23 protein-coding genes are annotated in these 21337 nt (G+C 64.2%); 21 read left to right on the forward strand and 2 right to left on the reverse strand.

Annotated elements, in window-relative coordinates; genetic code table 11:
- Nucleotides 1-2 precede the first annotated feature (2 nt).
- Genes BW38_RS02190 through mmsB form a run of 4 tightly spaced genes read left to right on the forward strand, consistent with a single transcriptional unit; the run spans nucleotide 3 to nucleotide 4022 of the window.
- On the forward strand, nucleotides 3-1169 hold the full coding sequence (locus tag BW38_RS02190) for an acyl-CoA dehydrogenase family protein (protein WP_032978173.1): 1167 nt from the start codon (nucleotides 3-5) through the stop codon (nucleotides 1167-1169).
- A complete protein-coding gene (locus BW38_RS02185; protein WP_032978174.1) occupies nucleotides 1166-1963 on the forward strand; it encodes an enoyl-CoA hydratase in 798 nt (265 codons plus the stop codon). Before BW38_RS02190 ends, BW38_RS02185 begins: the two co-directional genes overlap by 4 nt.
- Entirely contained in the window at nucleotides 1960-3135 is a 1176-nt protein-coding gene (locus BW38_RS02180) for an enoyl-CoA hydratase/isomerase family protein (protein WP_032978176.1), read from the forward strand. The genes BW38_RS02185 and BW38_RS02180 overlap by 4 nt, the downstream gene beginning before the upstream one ends.
- Nucleotides 3132-4022, forward strand: a complete 891-nt coding sequence (gene mmsB, locus BW38_RS02175; RefSeq protein WP_032978178.1) for a 3-hydroxyisobutyrate dehydrogenase — start codon at nucleotides 3132-3134, stop codon at nucleotides 4020-4022. The genes BW38_RS02180 and mmsB overlap by 4 nt, the downstream gene beginning before the upstream one ends.
- 148 nt (nucleotides 4023-4170) lie before the next feature.
- Here mmsB and BW38_RS02170 read toward each other — a convergent pair whose 3' ends face one another.
- Nucleotides 4171-4596, reverse strand: coding sequence for an organic hydroperoxide resistance protein (locus tag BW38_RS02170; protein ID WP_004153735.1), 426 nt, complete (start codon nucleotides 4594-4596; stop codon nucleotides 4171-4173).
- Nucleotides 4597-4707: 111 nt separating this feature from the next.
- On the reverse strand, nucleotides 4708-5664 hold the full coding sequence (locus tag BW38_RS02165) for a cation transporter (protein ID WP_032978180.1): 957 nt from the start codon (nucleotides 5662-5664) through the stop codon (nucleotides 4708-4710).
- Nucleotides 5665-6046: 382 nt separating this feature from the next.
- On the opposite strand from BW38_RS02165, the gene BW38_RS02160 reads away from it, so the two are divergent.
- The 17 genes from BW38_RS02160 (at nucleotide 6047) to BW38_RS02090 (ending at nucleotide 21316) form a co-directional block, all read left to right on the forward strand.
- Nucleotides 6047-6559 carry a head-tail connector protein gene (locus tag BW38_RS02160; RefSeq protein WP_032978182.1) on the forward strand — a complete coding sequence of 171 codons (513 nt, stop codon included), beginning with the start codon at nucleotides 6047-6049 and terminating at the stop codon, nucleotides 6557-6559.
- Nucleotides 6556-6906, forward strand: coding sequence for a head-tail adaptor protein (locus BW38_RS02155; RefSeq protein ID WP_032978185.1), 351 nt, complete (start codon nucleotides 6556-6558; stop codon nucleotides 6904-6906). The genes BW38_RS02160 and BW38_RS02155 overlap by 4 nt, the downstream gene beginning before the upstream one ends.
- Before the next feature lie 14 nt (nucleotides 6907-6920).
- The gene (locus BW38_RS02150) at nucleotides 6921-7277 is read left to right on the forward strand and encodes a DUF3168 domain-containing protein (protein ID WP_032978188.1); all 357 of its coding nucleotides are present in this window, start codon (nucleotides 6921-6923) and stop codon (nucleotides 7275-7277) included.
- A 78-nt stretch (nucleotides 7278-7355) separates the two neighbouring features.
- A complete protein-coding gene (locus tag BW38_RS02145) occupies nucleotides 7356-8015 on the forward strand; it encodes a phage tail protein (protein WP_025875728.1) in 660 nt (219 codons plus the stop codon).
- Nucleotides 8015-8323 (forward strand): phage tail assembly chaperone, encoded by a 309-nt coding sequence (locus tag BW38_RS02140; RefSeq protein WP_032978191.1) that lies wholly within the window; start codon nucleotides 8015-8017, stop codon nucleotides 8321-8323. Before BW38_RS02145 ends, BW38_RS02140 begins: the two co-directional genes overlap by 1 nt.
- A 50-nt stretch (nucleotides 8324-8373) precedes the next feature.
- Entirely contained in the window at nucleotides 8374-8631 is a 258-nt protein-coding gene (locus BW38_RS02135; RefSeq protein ID WP_032978329.1) for a DUF1799 domain-containing protein, read from the forward strand.
- A gap of 162 nt (nucleotides 8632-8793) precedes the next feature.
- A complete protein-coding gene (locus tag BW38_RS02130; protein ID WP_235190000.1) occupies nucleotides 8794-10071 on the forward strand; it encodes a phage tail tape measure C-terminal domain-containing protein in 1278 nt (425 codons plus the stop codon).
- The gene (locus BW38_RS02125; protein ID WP_025875719.1) at nucleotides 10068-10397 is read left to right on the forward strand and encodes a phage tail protein; all 330 of its coding nucleotides are present in this window, start codon (nucleotides 10068-10070) and stop codon (nucleotides 10395-10397) included. The genes BW38_RS02130 and BW38_RS02125 overlap by 4 nt, the downstream gene beginning before the upstream one ends.
- An 8-nt stretch (nucleotides 10398-10405) precedes the next feature.
- Nucleotides 10406-11554 (forward strand): hypothetical protein, encoded by a 1149-nt coding sequence (locus BW38_RS02120; RefSeq protein ID WP_032978197.1) that lies wholly within the window; start codon nucleotides 10406-10408, stop codon nucleotides 11552-11554.
- Between the two features lie 68 nt (nucleotides 11555-11622).
- A complete protein-coding gene (locus BW38_RS21285) occupies nucleotides 11623-12774 on the forward strand; it encodes a hypothetical protein (RefSeq protein ID WP_051585143.1) in 1152 nt (383 codons plus the stop codon).
- A gap of 38 nt (nucleotides 12775-12812) precedes the next feature.
- Entirely contained in the window at nucleotides 12813-13967 is a 1155-nt protein-coding gene (locus BW38_RS02115; protein WP_152543334.1) for a carbohydrate binding domain-containing protein, read from the forward strand.
- A gap of 1 nt (nucleotide 13968) precedes the next feature.
- Nucleotides 13969-14439: a hypothetical protein gene (locus tag BW38_RS21290; protein ID WP_133119368.1), complete on the forward strand. Its 471-nt coding sequence runs from the start codon at nucleotides 13969-13971 to the stop codon at nucleotides 14437-14439.
- A 10-nt stretch (nucleotides 14440-14449) separates the two neighbouring features.
- Nucleotides 14450-15586, forward strand: a complete 1137-nt coding sequence (locus BW38_RS02110) for a hypothetical protein (RefSeq protein ID WP_152543335.1) — start codon at nucleotides 14450-14452, stop codon at nucleotides 15584-15586.
- 149 nt (nucleotides 15587-15735) lie between these two features.
- Nucleotides 15736-16431 carry a phage minor tail protein L gene (locus BW38_RS02105; RefSeq protein WP_025875707.1) on the forward strand — a complete coding sequence of 232 codons (696 nt, stop codon included), beginning with the start codon at nucleotides 15736-15738 and terminating at the stop codon, nucleotides 16429-16431.
- 61 nt (nucleotides 16432-16492) lie between these two features.
- Complete coding sequence (locus tag BW38_RS02100) at nucleotides 16493-17233, forward strand: C40 family peptidase (protein WP_032978202.1); 741 nt, start codon at nucleotides 16493-16495, stop codon at nucleotides 17231-17233.
- Nucleotides 17226-17831, forward strand: a complete 606-nt coding sequence (locus tag BW38_RS02095) for a tail assembly protein (RefSeq protein WP_032978205.1) — start codon at nucleotides 17226-17228, stop codon at nucleotides 17829-17831. The genes BW38_RS02100 and BW38_RS02095 overlap by 8 nt, the downstream gene beginning before the upstream one ends.
- Complete coding sequence (locus BW38_RS02090) at nucleotides 17828-21316, forward strand: phage tail protein (RefSeq protein WP_032978208.1); 3489 nt, start codon at nucleotides 17828-17830, stop codon at nucleotides 21314-21316. The genes BW38_RS02095 and BW38_RS02090 overlap by 4 nt, the downstream gene beginning before the upstream one ends.
- Nucleotides 21317-21337: the final 21 nt, after the last annotated feature.

The following is a 21337-nucleotide window of genomic DNA, read 5'->3' on the forward strand; positions in this document are numbered from 1 at the left end:
CCATGAGCCACTCGATGACGACGGAACAGGAAGAAGCGCAGCAGGCGTACCGCGAAGCGGCGCGTGACTTCGCACAGGCCGAACTGGCGCCGCACGCCGCGCGATGGGATGCGGAGGGCATCTTTCCGCGCGAGGCGATCGCCAAGGCCGGTGAACTGGGCTTCTGCGGTCTGTACATGGACCCGGAAGTGGGCGGCAGCGGCCTGAGCCGACTGGACGCCGCCGTCGTCATCGAGGAGCTCGCCAACGTCGACCCGTCGACCGCGGCCTATATCAGCATCCACAACATGGCCTCGTGGATGGTGTCCAAGTGGGGCCAGCCGGCGCTGCGCGACGCGTGGGGCAATGACCTGTCTTCTGGCAGCAAACTGGCCTCGTACTGCTTGACCGAGCCGGGCGCCGGTTCGGACGCGGCCTCGCTGAAGACCGCCGCCGTGCGCGATGGCGATTTCTACGTGTTGAATGGCTCCAAGGCCTTCATCTCCGGCGCCGGTGCCACCGAGCTGCTGGTGGTGATGGCACGTACCGGCGGTGCCGGTGCAGGCGGGGTCAGCGCGATCGCGGTGCCGGCCGACCTGCCGGGCATCAGCTATGGCCGCAAGGAAGAGAAGATGGGCTGGAACAGCCAGCCCACCCGCGGCATCACCTTCGAAAACGTCCGCGTACCGGTCAGCCACCTTCTGGGAGAGGAAGGCGGCGGCTTCAAGCTGGCGATGAAGGGGCTCGATGGTGGCCGCATCAACATCGCCGCGTGCTCGCTGGGTGCTGCGCAGGGTGCGCTGGATGCCGCACGCCGCTACATGGGCGAGCGCCGCCAGTTCGGCAAGGCGTTGTCCGAATTCCAGGCGCTGCAGTTCAAGCTGGCCGACATGGCCATCGAGCTGGTTGCCGCGCGGCAGATGGTGCATACCGCTGCGCGCAAGCTCGATGCCGGTGCCAGCGATGCCAACGTGTGGTGCGCGATGGCCAAGCGTTTCGCCACCGATGCCGGCTTCACCATCTGCAACGAAGCCCTGCAGATCCACGGGGGCTACGGCTACATCCGTGAATATCCGATCGAACGCCTGCTGCGCGACAGCCGCGTGCACCAGATCCTGGAAGGCACCAACGAGATCATGCGGGTGATCGTTGCCCGTCACCTGCTCAATACCGAAGAGGAACTGCGATGAAGGATTGGCGTACCCAGGAGCACGTTGGCCTGAAGGTCGAGGCCGATGGCCACACCGCCGTGGTCACCCTGAACAACCCGCCGGCGCATACCTGGACCGTGCACAGCCTGTCGGCGCTGCGCGACCTGGTGGGCGCGCTCAATGCAGACCGCGACATCTACGCGCTGGTGATCACCGGTGATGGCGAGAAGTTCTTCTCCGCGGGGGCCGACCTCAACCAGTTCGCTTCCGGCGACAAGGCCGCTGCCCGCGAAGCGGCACGCCGTTTCGGCGAAGCCTTCGAGGCGCTGTCCGGGTTCCGTGGGGTGTCGATCGCTGCGATCAACGGCTACGCCATGGGCGGCGGCCTGGAGTGCGCGCTGGCCTGCGACCTGCGCATCATCGAAGACCATGCCCAGGTTGCGCTGCCGGAGGCCACCGTCGGCCTGCTGCCGTGCGCCGGTGGCACCCAGAACCTGCCGCGCCTGGTCGGCGAGGGTTGGGCCAAGCGCATGATCCTGCTCGGCGAGCGCATCAACGCGGAAACCGCCGTGCGGATTGGTCTTGCCGAAGAAAAGGTCGGCAAGGGCGAAGCCAAGGCGCTGGCACTGGAATGGGCGAAGAAGGCCGGCAAGCAGAGCCCGACCAGCATTGCCGCCTGCAAGACGTTGGTGCAGTCCACCCGCACCGGCACCCATGCGTCGGCGCTGGTGGCCGAGCGCGAGGCTTTCGTCGATCTGTTCGACACTGCCGACCAGGTCGAGGGCGTGAGTGCCTTTCTTGAAAAGCGCGCCGCGCAGTGGAAGAACGCATGACCACCGAAACCGTTGCCGAACAAGCACCGGTGCTGTTCGAAGAGCGCGTGGCCGGCAACGGCACGCGCATCGGCATCGCCACGCTGAACGCACCGCGCACGCTCAATGGTTTCTCGCTGCCGATGGCGCACCTGTTGTTGCAGCAGTTGAATGCCTGGGCCGACGACGATGCCATCGCCATGGTGGTGCTGCAGGGCGCCGGTGAGAAGGCGTTCTGCGCCGGCGGTGACCTGCACAGCCTGTACCAGAGCATGCGTGCCTACCGCGACGCCGGCCAGAACGATATCCGCGGGAACGACTACGCCGCCGAGTTCTTCGACGTCGAGTACCGCGTCGACTACCTGATCCATACCTACGCCAAGCCGATCCTGTGCTGGGGTCACGGCATCGTGATGGGCGGGGGCATCGGCCTGATGTCCGGCGCCAGCCATCGCGTTGTCAGCGAGCGTTCCAAGCTGGCCTTCCCGGAAATCACCGTGGGCCTGTTCCCTGACGTGGGTGGCAGCTGGCTGCTGCCGCGCGTGCCGGGCAACGGTGGCCTGTTCCTTGCCCTGACCGGTGCGCTGCTCAACCCGGGCGATGCGATCTATGCCGGCCTGGCCGACGTGCATGTGGCCGAGGAACGCCGCAGTGCGGTGTTCGACGCGCTGCTGCAGGTCGCGTGGTCGACCGATGCCGCACGCAACCATGAGCGCCTGTCACAGCTGCTGCTGTCGTTTGCCAGCGATGCGGCTACCGGCCCGCTGCTGGCCAATGCTACGCAGGTCGATGCGCTGTGCGCAGGCCATGACCTGGCCGCCATCGTCGAACGCATCAGCACCCTGCAGACCGATGACGCGTGGCTGCAGGCCGCACAGAAGACCCTTGCCGCCGGTGCGCCGGGTTCGGCACGGTTGGCCTTCGAACTGCAGCGCCGCAGCGCCGGCCAGGATCTGGCCAGCGTGTACCGGCTGGAATACATCACCGCCCTGCATTGCGCTGCGCATGGTGATTTTGCTGAAGGCATCCGCGCGCTGCTGATCGACAAGGACCGCAATCCCTCGTGGAACCCGGCCACGCTGGCCGATGCCGACCGCGCATGGGCCGATACGTTCTTCGCTTCTCCCTGGGCCGATGCCGCGCATCCGCTGGCCGACCTGGGTACCCCTGTCGCTGAAAGGAGCCTTGCATGAGCCGCGTTGCATTCATTGGGTTGGGCAACATGGGTGGCCCGATGGCCGCCAATCTGGTCAAGAACGGCCACACCGTACGTGTGTTCGATCTGGTGCCTGCCGCGGTGCAGGCGGCGGTCGACGCGGGTGCCAGCGCAGCGGCATCGGCACGCGAGACCCTGGCCGATGCCGAGGTGGTGATCTCGATGCTGCCGGCCAGTCGCCATGTTGAAGGCGTGTACCTGGGTGATGACGGCATCCTTGCCGCGATTCCCGCCGGTGCGCTGGTCATCGACTGCAGCACGATTGCCCCGGCCAGCGCGCGCAAGGTTTCCGAAGCGGCCGCCGCACGTGGCCTGCAGATGATCGACGCACCGGTGTCCGGTGGCACTGCCGGCGCACAGGCCGGCACGCTGACCTTCATCGTCGGTGGCGAAGAGGACGCGCTTGAACGCGCCCGCCCGGTGCTGCAGGCGATGGGCAGGAACATCTTCCATGTGGGCGCCAGTGGCGCCGGCCAGGTCGCCAAGCTGTGCAACAACATGGCGCTGGGCGTGATCATGGCCGTCACCGGCGAAGCCATCGCCCTGGGCGTGGCACACGGGCTGGACCCGAAGGTGCTGTCGCAGATGATGGCGGTCAGCACCGGCCGCAGCTGGGCCACCGAAGTGTGCAACCCGTGGCCGGGCGTGCTGGAAAACGCGCCGGCGTCGCGCGGTTACAGCGGCGGCTTCGGCAGCGATCTGATGCTGAAGGACATGGGCTTGGCGGTGGAGGCGGCGATGAGCGTCGGCGCCTCGATCCCGCTGGGCGAAGTGGCCCGCAACCTGTACTCGATGAACCACCAGGCCGGCCGCGGCAAGCTGGATTTCTCCAGCGTCGTGCAGCTCATTACGAACGAAAAGTGACCTGGTAATGCCGGCCGCTGGCCGGCAGCCTCATGCCCCCTTGCGGGACAACGAAGGTGGGATGGGCGGATGCCCGGTTTCGACCGGCATCCGCCCATTTTTTTGCCCAGCCGCTTGGTAGTGCCGGCCGCTGGCCGGCATCACCGCATCAGGCAACGATCAGCGTCACGTCGATGTTGCCGCGGGTCGCGTTGGAGTACGGGCAGACGATGTGTGCCTTCTGCACCAGCTCTTCCACCTGCTCGCGCGGCACGCCCGGCACGTTGATGGTCAGCTCGGCTTCGATGCCGAAACCGGTCGGGATCTGGCCGATGCCGACCTTGCCGGTCACGGTGGTGTCGGCCGGCAGCGCGACCTTGGCCTGGCCGGCGACGAACTTCAGTGCGCCCAGGAAGCAGGCCGAATAGCCGGCAGCAAACAGCTGTTCCGGGTTGGTGCCCGGGCCACCAGCGCCGCCCAGCTCGCGCGGGGTCGACAGCTGGATGTCCAGCACGTTGTCGGACGAGACGGAACGGCCTTCACGGCCGCCGGTGGAGGTGGCCTGGGCGGTGTACAGAACCTTTTCGATGGACATCGGGATGCTCCTGGTCAGTGGGTGGGTAGTGCGTTGGAGCTTACTCTGCCCGGATTCTGCACACCTTTGGTTGCAATAAATCCGAAAAATTTGATTGAACGTCCTGCCGGCCTAGATCGTCCATTCCCGGTCGGTGGTGAACATGATGGTCAGCCAGCGGTCCGGCGACGATTCGCCCAGCGCATCGCCGATCTCGTCACGCAGGTGATCCCACTCCAGCAGGGGCCGCGGCGCATCGTCCTCACGCACCACGAAGAACAGCTCGATCTGCTCGCCACGGCCCACCTGCGCCACGTAACTGCGGTGCTCGACGAAACCGTGCTTTGCAACAATCGCCCGCGCCACCGCATCCACATGCGCCTGCAGTTCCGGCGGCGTAACCAGCAGGATGCCGGCCAGCGCGCGCCGCACCGTGCCCAATGGCGCGATCATCACCAGCACGCAGACGAAGGCGAGGATGGCCGGATCGATGTACGGCCCGACCCACGCCAGCGACGTGCCACGCACCAGCACGCCACCGAGGAAGGCCAGCAGATAGCAGGCCGACATGCTCGCGGCGATCACCCAGTTCTTCGCATCCAGTGCGATGAACTCCGAACCGATGCGCTGGTTCGCACGCAGCACGAACCAGGCCAGCGCGCTTTCAGCCACGATCGACAGTGCCGCGAAGATGATTGCGGGGCCAAGCGCGATCTGTCGCCCACCCGACATCAGCGCATCGACCGCATTGACCAGTGCGTACAACGCCGCACCGATCATCAGCGTGCCACTGACTCCCAGCACGATCGGTTCCAGATGCCAGAAGCCCATGGTGAAGCGCTGGTTCAAACGCGACTGCACAGCGTCGGTCTGGGTGGACAGCGCGATCAGCCGCGCGACCAGCAGCGACAGCCACGTCATCACCACGTCGATCAGGCCGTAGATGCCATCGAAGATGATCAGCGACGAATTGGCCAGCAGGCCGAATACCACTGCGGCGGCGGCCAGCAGCAGCGAGGCGGCGATGGACAGCCGCAGCACACCCTGCTCGGTACGTGGATCGAGGAAACGTTCGGAACGGGAAGACATGCAGAAATCCGGCTGGGAAAGCGCCGCGGAAGCGGTGCCGCACCATTCTATCCAGACCACCGCACGCCTCTGTGACTGCACCGGCGCAGGGCCCGGAAAAGTCACCAGACTGGTGACGGTTTACGGATTGACGGGTGCACACCTCAGGCGTATCTTTTCAACCACGATGACATACAAGCCTCTGGCGACCGCCGGGGGCTTTTTGCGTTTACGCCGCCCGTCGGTGCCTTGTCATCGTATTTGCGGCCCTGCCAGTCCTGGTGGGGCCGTTTCTGTTTCCGCCCCGACCCTGCCCTTCTCGCACCGTCCTTGATGACAGCGTGCGGCGTAGCCGCGTGCGCAGGGTCGGGGCATCCAACATCCATCAACGAAGGAGGATTCGATGCCCCTGCTGACACTTGAGCAGTGCCGCATGCACTGCCGTATCGACGGCGACTACGACGACGCCATTCTGGACGACCTGCTGGCCGCGGCGACCGACGCGGCGTCGGCCTACCTGCGGCGGGCGCTGTTTGCCGACCAGGCGGCACTGGATCTGGCGCTGGACCAGTTGCCGCAGGACATGGCGGCGGCGGTGACCGGGCATGAAGCCGCGGTCGCCGCCGCCAATGCCGAGACCAACGCGGCCAAGGCCAAGGCCATGCGTGACGTCGCTGATCGTCGCCTGGCCGTGGCCACCGAACGCAGCGCGCAGCTGCTGCAGGGCCTGCCGGCCAACGACAGCATCCGCGCTGCGGTGCGCCTGCTATTGGGCCATCTGTATGCGCATCGGGAAGCGGTGGTGGTTTCCACGCACGCCTTGGATGTACCGGTCGGTGCTGCCGCCATCGCGATGGAGCTGCCGTTTGGCGTCGCCGCACTGCTCGATCCCTACCGACTGGCGGCGACCCCATGAACGCCGGTCACTTCAACCGTCGCATCCGTATCGAGCGCCAGGATGGGCGCGTCGATGCCTGGGGCCAACCTCTGGATGCGTGGGTGAGCGTTGCCGATCTGTGGGCGGCAATTCCTCTTGAACGTGCCGACACGGTGCAGCGGGTGAAGCTGGACAGCGGGCTGTCCGCAGCGATCCGCCGCCAGTGCTTCCAGGTGCGCCTGGCGCCGGCGCAGCGAGCCGGCATTGGCATCGGAATGCGCATCGTGCACGACGGCCACGCGTTCGATATTACCGGTGTGGTGCCCGACCTTGGCACGCGACACACCGCCGTGCTGTTCACCGAACAGCTGGCTGCAACCGCCTGAGCGAGGACACTGCGATGAGTTACGAACCGAAGTTGCAGCAACTGCTTGGCGGATTGCTGCAGGGGCGCCTGTACCCGGATGTTCCACCGGACCGAGTCACCTATCCCTGCGCGGTCTACCAGCAGGTGGGTGGGCAGGCGCTGTGGTTCAACGAAGGGTCCATCCCCGACCAGAAGCACGCTCGCGTGCAGCTGACCGTCTGGGCAGACACCCGTGCCCAGGCCAACACCCTGATCCGTGACATCGAAGATCAGGTCTGCGCGGGTCTGCCGAAGTCTGAATCCTATGGCGCCGCCATTGCCGTGCATGAACCGGCACTCAGGAAGTACGGCGCACGGCTCGATTTCGGGCTGTGGTACGCCAACCCGTAGTTCCACTGCTCCACGTACCACCTGAAGCCCGGCACACGCCGGGCTTCGTCTTTTTCAATCCACATGAGGAAATGCAACATGGCACTCAAGCTTCCCAAGGGCACCCAGTTCGGCTTCGCACCGGTCGTCTCCACCGCCATCGCCACGAGCGCGATCTCCAAGGCTGCGCCGGCACTGGCCAGCGTCGCCGCCAACAGCGTCGACACCGGCGATGTGGTGGTCATCGAGCTGCCGGGTTGGCCGGCCCTGAACAACCGCGCCACCCGCGCCGGTGCCGAAGCCACCGGCAGCGTTGAACTGCTGGGCATCGATACCACCGACAACGTGCTGTTCCCCGCCACCAGCGGTGCCGGCGTGCTGCGCAAGGCCGGTGCCTTCGTCGACCTGGACCAGCAGGGCGACCCGACCACCGCAGGTGGCGAGCAGCAGTACTGGAGCGGCACCCTGCTGGAGGACCCGACCGGTCGCCAGGTGCAGATGCCGACCTTCAAGAACGCCAAGACCATCACCCTGCCGCTGTTCTACGATCCGAAGAAGCCGTGGTACTCGGCCCTGAAGAACGTCGACGCCAAGGGCGAACCGGTGATCCTGCGCGCCAAGCTGGTCGGTGGCGACGTGCTGTACTGGTACGGTTACCTGAGCTACAACGGCGACCCGACGATGGCCGCCAACACCCCGATGGGCACCACCGCGACGTTCACCGCGCTGGCCGACTCCATCCTGGTCGAGGGCGCCTGATGTTCCAGGTAAAGGCGCCAGAGAGCTTCAAGAGCACCCTGACCATCATCGGTCATGGTCGCGAGCAGAAGCTCAACCTGACCTACCGGCACCTGCCGGTGGCCGACTATGCGCAGCTGCTGGAGCGCCTGGGCGATGACACGTTGAGCGTGGCACAGGCGATCCTGGACATCGTGGTGGATTGGGATGCCGACGTGCCGCTGGACACTGCCGGCGTCGAGCTGGCCCTGCAGCAGCAGGCCGGCCTGGATGGCGCCATCATCGGTGGCTACACCCAGGCCCTGCAGGTCGCACGCAAGGGAAACTGATCGAGGCGGTGGGGGCCCTGTACTGGCGGGCCCCCACCGAGTCCGAGCTGATGCAGCTTGGATTGAAGGCCAAGCATTTTCCGCCGCCACGGGTTGAGCTGTGGCCGGAGTGCGTGCTTCCCATCGAACTCTTTTCGCGGGTTGCCACCCAGTGGCGCGTCGGCGCAGGTGGCCCGATCGGGCTGGATTACAACGTGGTCTACCGGGAGCTGGAGCGCGAAGCGCTCGATGGCGACCAGTACGACGAGGTGATGGCGGCCATCCGCGTCATCGAACGCGCTGCCCTGGAGCAGATGCAGCAGGAATGAGCCGGCCATCGCGGCAACGCCGATGCCCGGTCCCGACTCCGCCGATGCGGAGCCGACTCTCCCGAGGAACACTCAATGAGCACTACATCGCCTGGCAGCACACGGGCCACCGTGGACGCCAGCAATGCACTGGAAACGGCCATGCAGGCAGCAAGGCGCAGCATGACCGAGATGACCGGCACCACACAGGAGTTCCAGCGGCAGCTGGAAAAGATCAATACGGTGCAGCAGGCATTCAACGCCGTGCTGACAACCAGCGCCTCGCTGGTCACCGCCCTGTCCACGCAACTGACTGCCTTGAACACGCAAATGCAGGCGGTGGCGAAGTCTGCTACGGCCGCAGCGGGCGGTGACGCCGGCAAGGCCGCGAAGACGGAGGAGAAGGCGGGAAAGGACGACATGGGCCTGGCGGGCATCCGCAAGGGTCTGGGCGGCGCGCTCGGCGACTATATCGGCAAGACCGAGAACGCCGCCACGGCCGCCAAGAAGGCCTTCGGCAAGGCATTCACTGGCGCCGACGAGGCGCTGCGGAGCTTTGTGACCACCGGCAAGTCCAAGTACAAGGAGCTGGCCCAGTCCATCCTGTCCGACCTGAAGATGATTGCCGCACAGCAGACTCTGGTCTGGGGAGCGAGGAAGATCGCCGGCCTGATGGGGGTCGACCTGGCGCCCAAGGACGTTGCGACGGACGCGGCGGCAGCTGCAGCAGGCGTGGCAGCTCCCAAGGATGCCAAGGCCGGCGATGCCAAGGCAGGTGATACCAAGGGCGGCAAGGATGACAAGGACGCCAAGGGGTTTTCGGGGTTCCGCAAGGGTTTCGGCAGCGCGCTCGGCGAGTACATGGAAAAAACCGAGAACTCCGCCAAGACCACCCAGGATGCATTTTCCAAGGCATTCACCGGAGCCGAGGCCGCATTGCAGAGCTTCGTGAAGACGGGCAAGTCCAATTACAAGGAACTGGCCAAGTCGATCATCGCCGACCTCAAGATGATCGCCATCCAGCAGGCAATCGTCTGGGGCGTCAAAAAGATCACGGGCATGCTCGGTTATGGCACGGGGGTGGAGGCCAACGCCAAGGGCGGTGTCTACCAATCGCCGAGTCTGTCGGCCTACTCCGGCGGTATCTACAACACCCCACAGCTGTTCGCATTCGCCAAGGGCGCCGGCGTGTTCGGTGAAGCGGGGCCTGAAGCGATCATGCCGCTGCAGCGCGGGCCCGATGGCCGCCTGGGAGTGGCGGCACACGGTGCCGGCGGCGGTGGCGGGGTGGGTGTGAACATCCGCATCGACAACAACGGTGGCAAGGAAGTCACCAGCAACGAAAGCATGCTGCAGCAGTTCGGCAACGAGATCGGCCAGTTCGTGGAGCGAAAATACCGTGATCTGCAGATGCGTGACATGAAGGCTGGCGGCGTCCTCAGCAGGAGTGCAGCACGATGACCGACACCTTTACCTGGGCAGCAACCAGCCAGAGCACTGGCACCACCACTGCCACCGTCAAGCGCGCGCGCTTCGGCGATGGATACGCACAAGCCGCGCCGGATGGGCTCAATGCCCGCCTGCGCAGCTACCAGCTGCAGTTCGTCGGTAATCGCAGCACGATCAACGAGATCGTTGCGTTCCTGGATGGCCATGTGGGCCAGAGTTTCTTCTGGCGGGGCCCGCTGGGCACCGGTCTGTATGGCTGCGACACCTATACCGACAGCCATCTGGGTGGATCGGTGTTCAGCATCACTGCGACGTTCGAACAGACGTACCAGCCGTAGGAGCGGACATGGATCTTCAGCAGATCGACCTGGACACCATCCAGCCCAACGGCAAGCGGGGCGAAACGCAGCGCCCCGCTTTCACCAAGATCAATCAGAATTTCAAGGAAGTGGCCTTGGCGGTGGATGCAGTACCCGAGGCGGTCGCACGTGCGGTCTCGGGAAGAAATCGCCTGATCAATGGCAATTTCGACTGCTGGCAGCGGGGTGCCAGCTTCAACACATCGGGAAGGTACACGGCCGATCGCTGGTTCCTTCAGATGCAGGGCATCGCCGATCCGGTATTCAGGCGGAACCCCACGGCTATGGGGGACAACAATTTTCCCCGGAGCAAGTACACGCTGTCCGTCAGCTCGAGTGGAAACACCGACGCAGAGAAGCATTTCTTCGTGTTCGAGCAACGTGTGGAGGACGTGCGAACCTTCGCCGATACCCCAAGCACGGTGTCCTTCCTGGTATTCAATGCAGGTGCGGGGGGGCGCAGGATCGCACTGGAGTTCGCGCAGACCTTCGGCGCAACGGGGAGCGCTCCGGTACTCGCCGTTGCACCTGAGATTTTCGAGCTCGCTCCTGGCCTGAACAGAATCCGCAAGACAGTGACGCTGCCCTCCATCTCGGGAAAAACACTATCTGATGAAGGTGCCGCCGTGATGTGCGTGTGGGTATCTGCGGGCACGCAGTTTGCCAACCGCACCGCCGGCCTTGGTGCGCAGCATGGCCAGGTCTACTTCGGAGAATTCCAGTGGGAGCGCGGCGCTACGGCCACGGCTTTCGAGTGGCGTCCGCTGGACGAAGAAGTGCAGCGTTGTCGGCGCTACTACCAGGCCGATGCCACGGGTTCCTACTTTGACGGCGGAGTTCGCTTCAACGCCGGTGTCGGCCTCATCCGTGGTGACAACAAGGTGTACCTGATCTATCCATTCAGCCAGCGGATGCGGACCATCCCCACGGTCGGATTCTCAAACCTGCCGCAGTGGCGACTCCTTACGGGATCGGGGGCGACGAGCCTGACGGCGCTCAACGCGGTCGAAGTGTCTTCGACGAGGATGACCATCATCGGGTCCTTGAACGAAGCCGCTGCCGGTCAGGCCGGGATCCTGCAGAGCGCAGACTCCGCCGACGCGGGTACCGGAATCATCCTGGACGCGGAAATCTGAGATCCGCGAGCACCGCTGCGGAATGCGCTGCTTGGTGCAATCCCCGAAAAGACAAGGAAACAGCAGAAATGTCACGACGAATCATCGACCTCGATTCCATTCAACCGAATGGAAAGCGGGGTGAAACACAGCGCCCGGCCTTCACCAAGATCAACGAGAACTTCGCAGAGGTCTACGATGCCCTGGCCGCGGTGGAAAAGCTTCCAGAGACGGTGGACCACGCGATCAGTGGGCGGTTGCCCGGGCGCAATCTCTTCATCAATGGCGGCCTGCAGTTCTGGCAGCGTCGCACTTCTGGACGTGTCGGCAGCGGCTCGGGAACACTGGGTGCAGAAACGCTCTTTGCTGATCGCTTCTCCAACTCCGCGTTGAGCTGCAGTCATGACATCCAGCGTGTACCGTACGAGGGACAGTTGGGCTATCCCGAAGACACCCGCGCCATCCTCGTGTGCACGGTATCCGGTGCAGTCGCCAACAGCGGCGCCTGGATGGGCCAGAGAATCGAAGGTGTGCGAAGCGCCAGCGGCGCCGTCACGATCTCGGTCTGGGCGAACAGCGACGTAGCCGGGCGCAAGGTGGGTGTGCGTGTCATCCAGGACTTTGGAACCGGTGGGACGCCTTCGCCTCAGGTTTCCACCGAGGCGGGCGTCCTCACGTTGAGCACTGGAGCGTCGCGTCAGTCACTCACCGTGACGTTGCCGAGTACGAAAGGGAAGAAGCTGGGAACCAACGGCAACGACCACATTTACGTGGTCTTCGATCTATGCGCCGGTGGATATGGCGGGGCGTTGGCAGGCCAGAATGGATCCTTCGGCTTTACCCAGTTCCAGGTCGAACCTGGGCTCAATGCAACGAACTTCGACTGGCGGCCGCCCGGCGTGGAGCTGGCCCTGTGCCAGCGCTACTACGAGAAGAGCTACAACCTGGATGTCCCGCCCAATACGCCGCACAACGAAGGACGCGAGGCATTCTCGTTGAACAACCCGGGGGTTGCCCACTACCAGAGCGTGCGCTTCCTGGTGGCAAAACGTGCGCACCCCTACGTGATGATCATTTCGGCTGATACCACCCAGCAGGATGGACACATCGCCGAGGACAACATCTCCCGTGTTCCCTGCGTAGTGAACTACGCCTCGCCATCCAGCTATGAAGTGAGTTGGTCGAACAACCCGGGCCGATGGGGCGGCTGGTGGCATTGGTGGGCCGACGCTGAGTTCTGATCCGTAGCGGTCTCTCGCCAGAACAATAGGATCCCGACATGACAAGAAAGATTATCGACCTCGATTCCCTTCAACCGAATGGAAAACGAGGCGAGACACAGCGGCCGGCGTTCACCAAGATCAACGACAATTTTGCCGAGGTGTATAGCGGCTTGAAGGACGCTCAAGAGGCCGTCACGGCAATTCCAGCAGCCCTGGATGCAGCGTTGGCCGGTAGATCACTGGCCAGGAACTACCTCGTCAATGGTGACTTCCGCTTCTGGCAGCGCGGGTGGGGCCTGGCACAGGGCACAGGTTCGAACTATCTGGCCGATCGCTGGAAGCGTGACAACGGCAACGGAACGCTTTCAATGGCGCGCTTCCCGCTGGAGCCGGGGCAGACCGCAGTTCCTGGCAATCCGCGCTGGTACATGAATGTCAACGTAGGCGCCTCTTCGGCCAGGAACAGCTACCAGCGCGTTTCGCAATTGATCGAAGACGTAACACTGCTCAGTGGCAGGAAGCTGACGCTTTCCTTCTATGCGAAGGCAGCGCCCGGATCAAAGATTGCCGTGGAAATCGAGCAGGATTTCCGTGGTCAGGACTCCTCGACACAGATGTTTGCTGGCATCGCCACGCTGACAGGAACCTGGAGCAGGTACACGATGACGTTCGATGTACCCAATGTTTCCGGAAAGAACACCAACGGTGCCGGACACTGCACATGGGTCTCGCTGTGGATGTCCACCGGTCCGGACTTCAGCAATCGGGTTCCAGGCCTGGGGCATCAGACAGGCAACTTCGACATCGCGATGGTGCAGTTGGAAGATGGCGCTGCAGCCACCGACTTCGAGCGTAGACCAGACGCATTGGAGCTGCTGCTGTGCCAGCGCTACTTCGAGAAGAGCTACAACATAGATGTACCGCCTGGCACCGCTGATGGGGCCGGTCGGGACAACCAGTTCTATGACCGCTCGGTCGGCGTGGGCAGTACCTCGCACATCCGCTGCCGCGTACTGAAGCGGGCGACGCCTGCTTACACCGTCTACAACGACACAACCGGTGCCGTCAGCCAGGTCTCTGGTGCATCTGGTGGTGCCGGCACGGTGACGTCGATCGTCAACCCAGGCCAGTCCGGAGCCCAGGTCAACTATGTGTCGGCACCCGGGAACTGGGGTTCCTCCTTCCACTGGACTGCAGATGCGGAGCTTTGACATGTATCAACTGACGCACGATCCGGACATCATCAAGTGCACAGACACCGGAGCGTTCATTCCGCGTGGCCACTGGATGTGGCGAGACTATGAGACGTGGATCCTGGCTGGCAACGCGCCCTCGCCAGCGCCGCCGCCCTACCCGGCGGGATCCACCGAGCACCTCCATCTGCTGCGCCGCCAGGCGGAGCAATGGATGTGCGAGTACGTCCAGACACTGGGGCATACATCCATAGAAAGCTGCTGTAGCTACATCAGCAGCGTGATCTCGGGACTCTCCTGCGAGGCCCGAGCGATGGTGGCGTGGCGCGATGCAGTCAATCTGGCATTGACAAATCTGACCATCGCATCGCCCGAAGATGCGCAGACCTGGGAACAGATCAGGCAGAAACTACCGCAGCCGGAGACATTCGACTGGGTGTGCGGGACTTCCGACAGCGGTCCGCCGGAGCGCGGGCCCGCAGGAATCTAGAGGAGCGTTCATGGCAAGAAAAATCATCGACCTAGATACCATTCAAGCGAATGGTAAACGGGGTGAAACACAGCGCCCGGCATTCACCAAGGTCAACGACAACTTCGCCGACGTCTACGCAGGCCTGGACGGCGTACAAGACGCCGTGGACGGCCTGGAAAGCCGAATGGCAGGCCGCAATCGCCTTATCAACGGTGACTTCCGGGTCTGGCAAAGGGGTACGGCGTTTTCCGCATCTACCGGTGCCCGTCCTACCGCCGATCGCTGGCTGGCGAACGCGCACGCGACCACTCTCTCTGCATCGCGCGACGACATTGCGGCAGGCGGTGGTGCGGCGGGAAGGCTGATTGCAGGTTCCCGTCACCTGCTGAAGCTCGTCGTCGAAAGTGTTGCCGGCGCCGACAGCATGGCACTGGTGCAGCAGCGCATCGAAGACGTGCGTACGTTCGCGGGAAAGCGGGTCACCGTCAGCTTCAAGGCGAGGGCCACGGTCGACAACTTCAAGGTGGGCCTGGAATTCCAGCAGTCGTTCGGCACCGGCGGCTCAACGGCAAGGGACAGCATCGGCGGCGGCGTCACGCTCGATACGATGTGGCGCTGGCACCAGTTGACCGTGGATGTGCCTGGCATCGCAGGGCAGACCCTGGGCGCCGACAGCTATCTACAGCTCAGCCTGTGGATGGACGCGGGCGCGAACTTCGCCGGTCGCGCGTTCGGGGCGGGACAGAAGAGTGGCGTGGTCTATCTGGCTGAAATGCAGGTCGAGGAGGGTGACACCGCGACCGATTTCGATCGCCGGCCCGAAGCGCTTGAACTGTTGCTGTGCCAGCGCTACTACGAAACAGTTGATGTGAACCGGATCCTGGGAATCACCTACACCGCCAACGGCGATTCGCGCGCCTGCATCCCGTTCAAGGTACGCAAGCGCGTGGCGCCCAGGATCACCTCGCCCTCCACCGCGCTCAACCTGGTGGGCTTCGGATCCGAAGGCAGTCTCATCAACTTCAACGGCGGCGATCCGGGCTGGCAGTCCACCGTGGACGCGGCCGTGTTGTCCTCGATGTCCAACAACATGCAGCAGTACGGAGCGGTCGTGGTGTGGTCGACCACCTCCCAGGTTCTGGTGCACGCAGACGCGGAGCTCTGAGCCATGAGCGCAATCACGACCGAAACCGGCCGCGTCAGCGGCTTCACCACCAATGCGTCACTGCGCCCCGGACACCGTGTGATCGTGCCCTGCGGTCAGCCGTCCCATCCCGTACCGCCTTATCCCGCCACCGCTCAGGAGCGCACCTCATGATCACCGCCGATGCCCAGCAACTCGAGCCGGGTGGCCGCATTACCGTCTTCGAACTGGACGCCAGCAGTTTCGGTGCCGACCAGCTGTTCTTCCACGCGCACCTGCAGAGCGGTGTGATCATCTGGCAGGGGCAGGAGTACGGCCCCTGGCCGATCGAAGCCAGCGGCTTTGAACGAACCAGCGACCAGCCGCCGAACCCGAAACTCCGGGTCAGCAACATCGATGGCCGCATCACCGCGATGTGCCTGCTGTTCGATGATCTGGTCGGCGCCCGTGTCATCCGTCGGCAGACGCTCGCCAAGTACCTGGATGCAGCCAACTTCGAAGAGGGAAATTCCAGCGCCGATCCGGCAGAGCACTTCCCCGACGAGGTCTGGTTCATCGAGCGCAAGGTCGGTGAGGACAAGCAGACGGTGGAGTTCGAACTGACCACGGCCATCGATCTCAACGGCGAACAGCTGCCTGGTCGGCAGATCATCGCCGGCATGTGTGGCTGGCTGGTGCGGGGTGGCTACCGCGGCCCCTACTGCGGCTACAACGGTCCGGCGGTTGCCGATGGCGACGACGTGGCCACCGATGATCCCGCCCGCGACCAGTGCGGGGGCCGTGTGCGCAGCTGCAAGATGCGTTTCGGCCAGGACAAACCCTTGCCCTACGGCGGCTTCCCGGCCGCTGGCCTGCTTCGTTCCTGATCCCGCTCTCCGACTTTCCACTTCAAGGCCCGCTCGCGCGGGCTTTTTTCATGGGTGAAACATGCAACCAACAACCCTGCAGGCCATCCAGGCACATGCCGTGGCCGAGTACCCGCGCGAGTGCTGCGGGCTGATCGTGGCCATCGAAGGCCACGAGCACTATCTGCCGTGCCGCAACCTCGCGGGTACGCCCAGTGAACACTTCCGCCTGCCGGCCGAGGACTATGCCGTGGCCGAGGACAAGGGCGAGGTGCTGGCCCTGGTGCACAGCCATCCGGACGCAGCCGCCACACCGTCCGACGCGGATCGGGTGATGTGCGAGCACAGTGGCCTGACCTGGCACATCGTCAGCGTCGGTCAGGTGGATGGCGAGGCACCCGAATGCGGTGACCTGCAGACCATCCAGCCGAACGGCTATGTTGCGCCGCTGGTCGGCCGCCAGTTCGCCCACGGCGTGCTGGACTGCTACAGCCTGGTGCGCGACTTCCACGCGCGCGAACTGGGCATTTCCTTGTCCGACTACACCCGCGACGACGACTGGTGGGACAAGGGCCAGGACCTGTACAGCCTTGAACGACTGCATGCGGAAGGCTTCGACCTGATCGAAGGCGAACCGCGGCGTGGCGACATGATCCTGATGCAGATCCGCTCGCCGGTGACCAATCACGCCGGCGTCTACCTGGGCAACGGGCAGATGCTGCATCACCTGCACGGTCGTCTTTCCGAGTCCGTGCCCTACGGCGGCATGTGGGCCGAGCGCACCCGTTGCATCGTCCGCCATCGCGAGGTGCGCCATGACTGACCGTCTTCGTACCATCCGCCTGTACGGCAAGCTGGGCGCGCGCTTCGGGCGCAAGTTCCGGCTGGCGGTGAACAGCCCGGCCGAGGCCGTGCATGCGTTGTGCGTGCTGGTGCCCGGCTTCCAGCAGTACCTGATGGGCGCCAAGTCCAAGGGCATGGAGTTTGCCGTGTTCAACGGCAAGCAGAACCTGTCGCGGGATCAGCTGCACGATCCGCCGGGACAGGATGACATCCGCATCGCGCCGGTGATGGTGGGCAGCAAGCGGGGTGGTGTGTTGCAGACGATCATGGGCGTCGTCATGGTTGTAGTAGGTGTGATCATGCTCTACACGCCTGCCGCAGCATACGGACCCAACGTCATCGTCGCCGGCGCCAGCATGATTGCCGGTGGTGTCGTGCAAATGCTCTCCCCCCAGCCAAAAGGCCTGGGCGCCAAAGACTCGCCAGACAACGCCCCCAGCTACAGCATGAACGGCACCGTCAACACCCAGGCGCAAGGCAATCCTGTCCCGGTGGCCTACGGCGGCCATGACAAGAAAGGCATGTTCATCGGCTCGGCCGTGATCAGCGGCGGCATCCTGGCGGAGGACCAGTTTTGAACCAGATCATTCATTCCGCACAGCGTGAGCGCAGTGCACCCATACCCACATTGGTGGGTGCAAAGAAGGGCGCCAGCAATGCACGCACGCCGGTGGAAACGCCGGACAGCCTGCACTCGATGGCAGTGGCCCGCATCATCGACCTGGCCAGTGAAGGCGAGATCCGCGGGCTGGTAGCGGGCAAGCAGTCGATCTACCTGGACCAGGTGCCGATCGAGAACCCGGACGGCACGCTGAACTTCTCCGGCGTGGACGTGCAGACGCGTTCCGGTACCCAGGACCAGGAGCACATCAGCGGCTTCCCCTCGATCGAGAACGAAGTCGGCGTCAACGTCGAACTGCGCAGCGACGCGCCGGTGGTTCGCACCGTGTCCGGTGCCGATCTGTCGGCGGTGCGCATCCGCTTTGCGGTGCCCGCGCTGCAGAAGACCAACACCGAAAACGGTGATACCGAGGGCTATCGCATCATGTATGCGGTGGACCTGTCCACGGACGGCGGCCCGTTCAGCACCGTGCTGAACGACGCTTTCAGTGGCAAGACCACCAGCCAGTACGAACGCAGCCGCCGCATCGATCTTCCGGCAGGCAGCCAGTGGCAGGTGCGCATCCGACGGCTGACCGCGAACGCCAACAGCAGCACCATCGCCGATACCGTCAACGTGCTGTCGATGACCGAGATCATCGATGCCAAGCTGCGCTATCCCAACTGCGCGCTGGCGGCGGTGCAGGTCGACGCCAGCCAGTTCCAGAACATTCCCACGCGCTCGTATCAGCTGTGGGGGCGCATCGTACGCATTCCGTCCAACTATGACCCGCTCACCCGCGTCTACAGCGGTGTGTGGGATGGCACCTTCAAGAGCGGCTGGACCAACAATCCGGCGTGGGTATTCTTCGACATCGTCACCAACGATCGCTTCGGCCTGGGTCATCGCATCCCGCTGGACTGGGTGGACAAGTGGCGCCTCTACCAGATCGCCCGCTACTGCGACGAACTGGTCAGCGATGGCCAGGGCGGCAGGGAGCCACGATTCACCTGCAGCCTGTACCTGCAGACCCGCGCTGAGGCATACAGGGTGCTGCAGGACATCGCCACCATGTTCCGCGGCATCAGCTTCTATGCAGCTGGCCAGGTCATGGCTTCGGCCGACATGCCCAAGGACCCGCTGCTGACCTACAGCCAGGCCAATGTCATCGAGGGCCGCTTCCACTATGCGGGAAGCAGCCGCACGGCGCGGCACACCGTCGCTCTGGTGTCCTGGATCGATCCGGATGATTTCGGCCGGCAGAAGGTCGAAGTGGTGCAGCACCTGCCGGGGGTCGCCCGCTATGGCATCAACCAGACCGAAGTGACGGCGGTGGGTTGCCATTCGCGTTCGCAGGCGCAGCGCGTGGGCAACCACATCCTGCACACCGAGATGCTGGAAACCGAGACGATCAGCTTCTCGGTGGGGCTGGATGCCCTGGGTTGCATGCCCGGCGACATCATCCAGGTGGCCGACCCGAACCGCGCCGGTCGCCGCAATGCAGGGCGCATCCGCAGCGCGGGTGCGCGCACCTTGGTGCTGGACCAGCCGCCGGAGAAGATTGAAGCCGGTGATACCCTGCGTGCGACGCTGCCCAATGGGCATTCCGAAGCACGTACCGTGCAGTCGGTTGATGGCGAGACGGTCACCGTCACCGCGCCGTGGTCGGCAGTACCGGTCGCGCAGTCGGTCTGGGCACTGGAGTCGCCGGAGCTGGCGCTGCAGCAGTACCGCGTGCTGTCGATCAGTGAAGGCGAAGAGCTGACCTACCAGATCACCGCGCTCAAGCATGTGCCGGGCAAGTACGCCGCCATCGACGATGGCACGCGCCTGGAGCAGCCGCCGATCAGCATCGTGCCACCCAGTGTGCAGCCTCCGCCAGCGAACGTGCGGATGGCCTCGCATGTGGTCGTCGACCAGGGTATCGCCACTTCCGTACTCACCATCGAGTGGGACGCGGCGGACAAGGCGATTGCCTATGACGTGGAATGGCGTCGTGGTGATCTCAACTGGGTCCGTGCCGGCCGCGTGGGTACGCAGAGCCTGGAAGTGCGCGGCATCTACGCCGGCCAGTACCTGGCCCGGGTTCGTGCAGTCAATGCGCTGGGAGCGGTGTCGCAGCCGATGGTCAGCGCGCTGACGACGATTGAGGGCAAGACCACGCCACCGCCAGCGCTGTCTTCGCTCACGGTCCGCAGTCGCGTTTTCGGCATCGAGCTGGACTGGCAGTTCCCTGTTGGTGCTACCGATACCGAGCGTACCGAGCTCTGGTACAGCACCAGTCCTGACCGTGCAGCGGCCATCAAACTCGGTGACTTTGCCTATCCGCAGGCACGGCACCAGATGAATGGCCTGGCGGCCGGCGCACGTTTCTGGTTCTGGGGTCGCCTGGTTGATCGCAGCGGCAACATAGGTCCATGGCACCCGGTGGGCGCTGGCGTACTGGGAGAGTCCAGCAGCAACCAGGCGGACTATGACGCCTACTTCGCCGGTCGCATCAACGAAAGTGCACTTGGCCAGCAACTGCAGCAGAAGATCGAGCGCGTCAGCGAGGTGCTGCCGCTGGTCTGGGATGCGGAGGCGACCTATACCGCGGGCCAGACCGTCATCCATGACGGCCGGATCTGGAGCTGGCAGGACACTGCAGCGGGCAACGAAACGCCGCCGGGCACGCATTGGAAGGATGTGGGCGATGCGATCGCCGATGCCGGTGCCATTGTCGGTCGGGTCGATCAGCTTGAGATGGATGTCACCGAGGTCGATGGCAAGGTGGCTGCGCAGGGGCAGAAAGTCGATGGCCTGTTCGCCCAGGTCAGCGACCACAGTGCGGGCGAGGAGGACTACAACGTCGGTGAGAACGACGTTACCGCCGGCGCCATCACCGTCTACAGCGTGATGGCCGAAAAGGACGCGGCGCTGGCCAAGCGCGTGGACACGGTTGAAGCCTCCATCGATGGCGTACCTGGCAAGATCGAAGGCGTCAGCGCGGCCGTGCAGCAGGTCTCGCAGGCCGTGGTGAATCTGGATGGCAAGGTCAGCGCGACCTATACGGTCAAGGCGCAGATCAGCAGTGCAGGTCAGATCTACATGGCCGGCATGGGTCTGGGCGTGGAGCAGCAGCCCGATGGCAGTTACCAGAGCCAGATCCTGATGCAGGCCGATCGCTTCGCATTGTTCAACACCAACAGTGGCCAGGTCAGTGCGCCGTTCGTGGTACAGGGCGGGCAGACCTTCATCAGCCAGGCACTGATCGGCACTGGCTGGATCCAGAACGCGATGATCGGCGATGTGATCCAGTCCAACGCCGTGGGGGCCGATGGTCAGCCCCGATGGAGACTCGACAAGAACGGCACGTTGACGATGAGTGGCCCCGAGAACGGTGGCCGCCTGACCATCAATGACAGTGTCATCCACGTTTACGACAGCAGCGGTCGCGTGCGCGTCCGCATGGGGATCTGGTGATGGCAACAGGTATGCAGATTT

The organism is Stenotrophomonas sp. RIT309, assembly GCF_000632045.1.
GTDB classification, from domain to species: Bacteria; Pseudomonadota; Gammaproteobacteria; order Xanthomonadales; family Xanthomonadaceae; genus Stenotrophomonas; species Stenotrophomonas indicatrix.

Bases quoted from the DNA above. Each gene is read 5' to 3' on its own strand.
- BW38_RS02190 (WP_032978173.1), top strand. From the start codon at position 3: ATGAGCCACTCGATGACGACGGAACAGGAAGAAGCGCAGCAGGCGTAC.
- BW38_RS02185 (WP_032978174.1), top strand. From the start codon at position 1,166: ATGAAGGATTGGCGTACCCAGGAGCACGTTGGCCTGAAGGTCGAGGCC.
- BW38_RS02180 (WP_032978176.1), top strand. From the start codon at position 1,960: ATGACCACCGAAACCGTTGCCGAACAAGCACCGGTGCTGTTCGAAGAG.
- mmsB (WP_032978178.1), top strand. From the start codon at position 3,132: ATGAGCCGCGTTGCATTCATTGGGTTGGGCAACATGGGTGGCCCGATG.
- BW38_RS02170 (WP_004153735.1), bottom strand. From the start codon at position 4,596: ATGTCCATCGAAAAGGTTCTGTACACCGCCCAGGCCACCTCCACCGGC.
- BW38_RS02165 (WP_032978180.1), bottom strand. From the start codon at position 5,664: ATGTCTTCCCGTTCCGAACGTTTCCTCGATCCACGTACCGAGCAGGGT.
- BW38_RS02160 (WP_032978182.1), top strand. From the start codon at position 6,047: ATGCCCCTGCTGACACTTGAGCAGTGCCGCATGCACTGCCGTATCGAC.
- BW38_RS02155 (WP_032978185.1), top strand. From the start codon at position 6,556: ATGAACGCCGGTCACTTCAACCGTCGCATCCGTATCGAGCGCCAGGAT.
- BW38_RS02150 (WP_032978188.1), top strand. From the start codon at position 6,921: ATGAGTTACGAACCGAAGTTGCAGCAACTGCTTGGCGGATTGCTGCAG.
- BW38_RS02145 (WP_025875728.1), top strand. From the start codon at position 7,356: ATGGCACTCAAGCTTCCCAAGGGCACCCAGTTCGGCTTCGCACCGGTC.
- BW38_RS02140 (WP_032978191.1), top strand. From the start codon at position 8,015: ATGTTCCAGGTAAAGGCGCCAGAGAGCTTCAAGAGCACCCTGACCATC.
- BW38_RS02135 (WP_032978329.1), top strand. From the start codon at position 8,374: ATGCAGCTTGGATTGAAGGCCAAGCATTTTCCGCCGCCACGGGTTGAG.
- BW38_RS02130 (WP_235190000.1), top strand. From the start codon at position 8,794: ATGACCGAGATGACCGGCACCACACAGGAGTTCCAGCGGCAGCTGGAA.
- BW38_RS02125 (WP_025875719.1), top strand. From the start codon at position 10,068: ATGACCGACACCTTTACCTGGGCAGCAACCAGCCAGAGCACTGGCACC.
- BW38_RS02120 (WP_032978197.1), top strand. From the start codon at position 10,406: ATGGATCTTCAGCAGATCGACCTGGACACCATCCAGCCCAACGGCAAG.
- BW38_RS21285 (WP_051585143.1), top strand. From the start codon at position 11,623: ATGTCACGACGAATCATCGACCTCGATTCCATTCAACCGAATGGAAAG.
- BW38_RS02115 (WP_152543334.1), top strand. From the start codon at position 12,813: ATGACAAGAAAGATTATCGACCTCGATTCCCTTCAACCGAATGGAAAA.
- BW38_RS21290 (WP_133119368.1), top strand. From the start codon at position 13,969: ATGTATCAACTGACGCACGATCCGGACATCATCAAGTGCACAGACACC.
- BW38_RS02110 (WP_152543335.1), top strand. From the start codon at position 14,450: ATGGCAAGAAAAATCATCGACCTAGATACCATTCAAGCGAATGGTAAA.
- BW38_RS02105 (WP_025875707.1), top strand. From the start codon at position 15,736: ATGATCACCGCCGATGCCCAGCAACTCGAGCCGGGTGGCCGCATTACC.
- BW38_RS02100 (WP_032978202.1), top strand. From the start codon at position 16,493: ATGCAACCAACAACCCTGCAGGCCATCCAGGCACATGCCGTGGCCGAG.
- BW38_RS02095 (WP_032978205.1), top strand. From the start codon at position 17,226: ATGACTGACCGTCTTCGTACCATCCGCCTGTACGGCAAGCTGGGCGCG.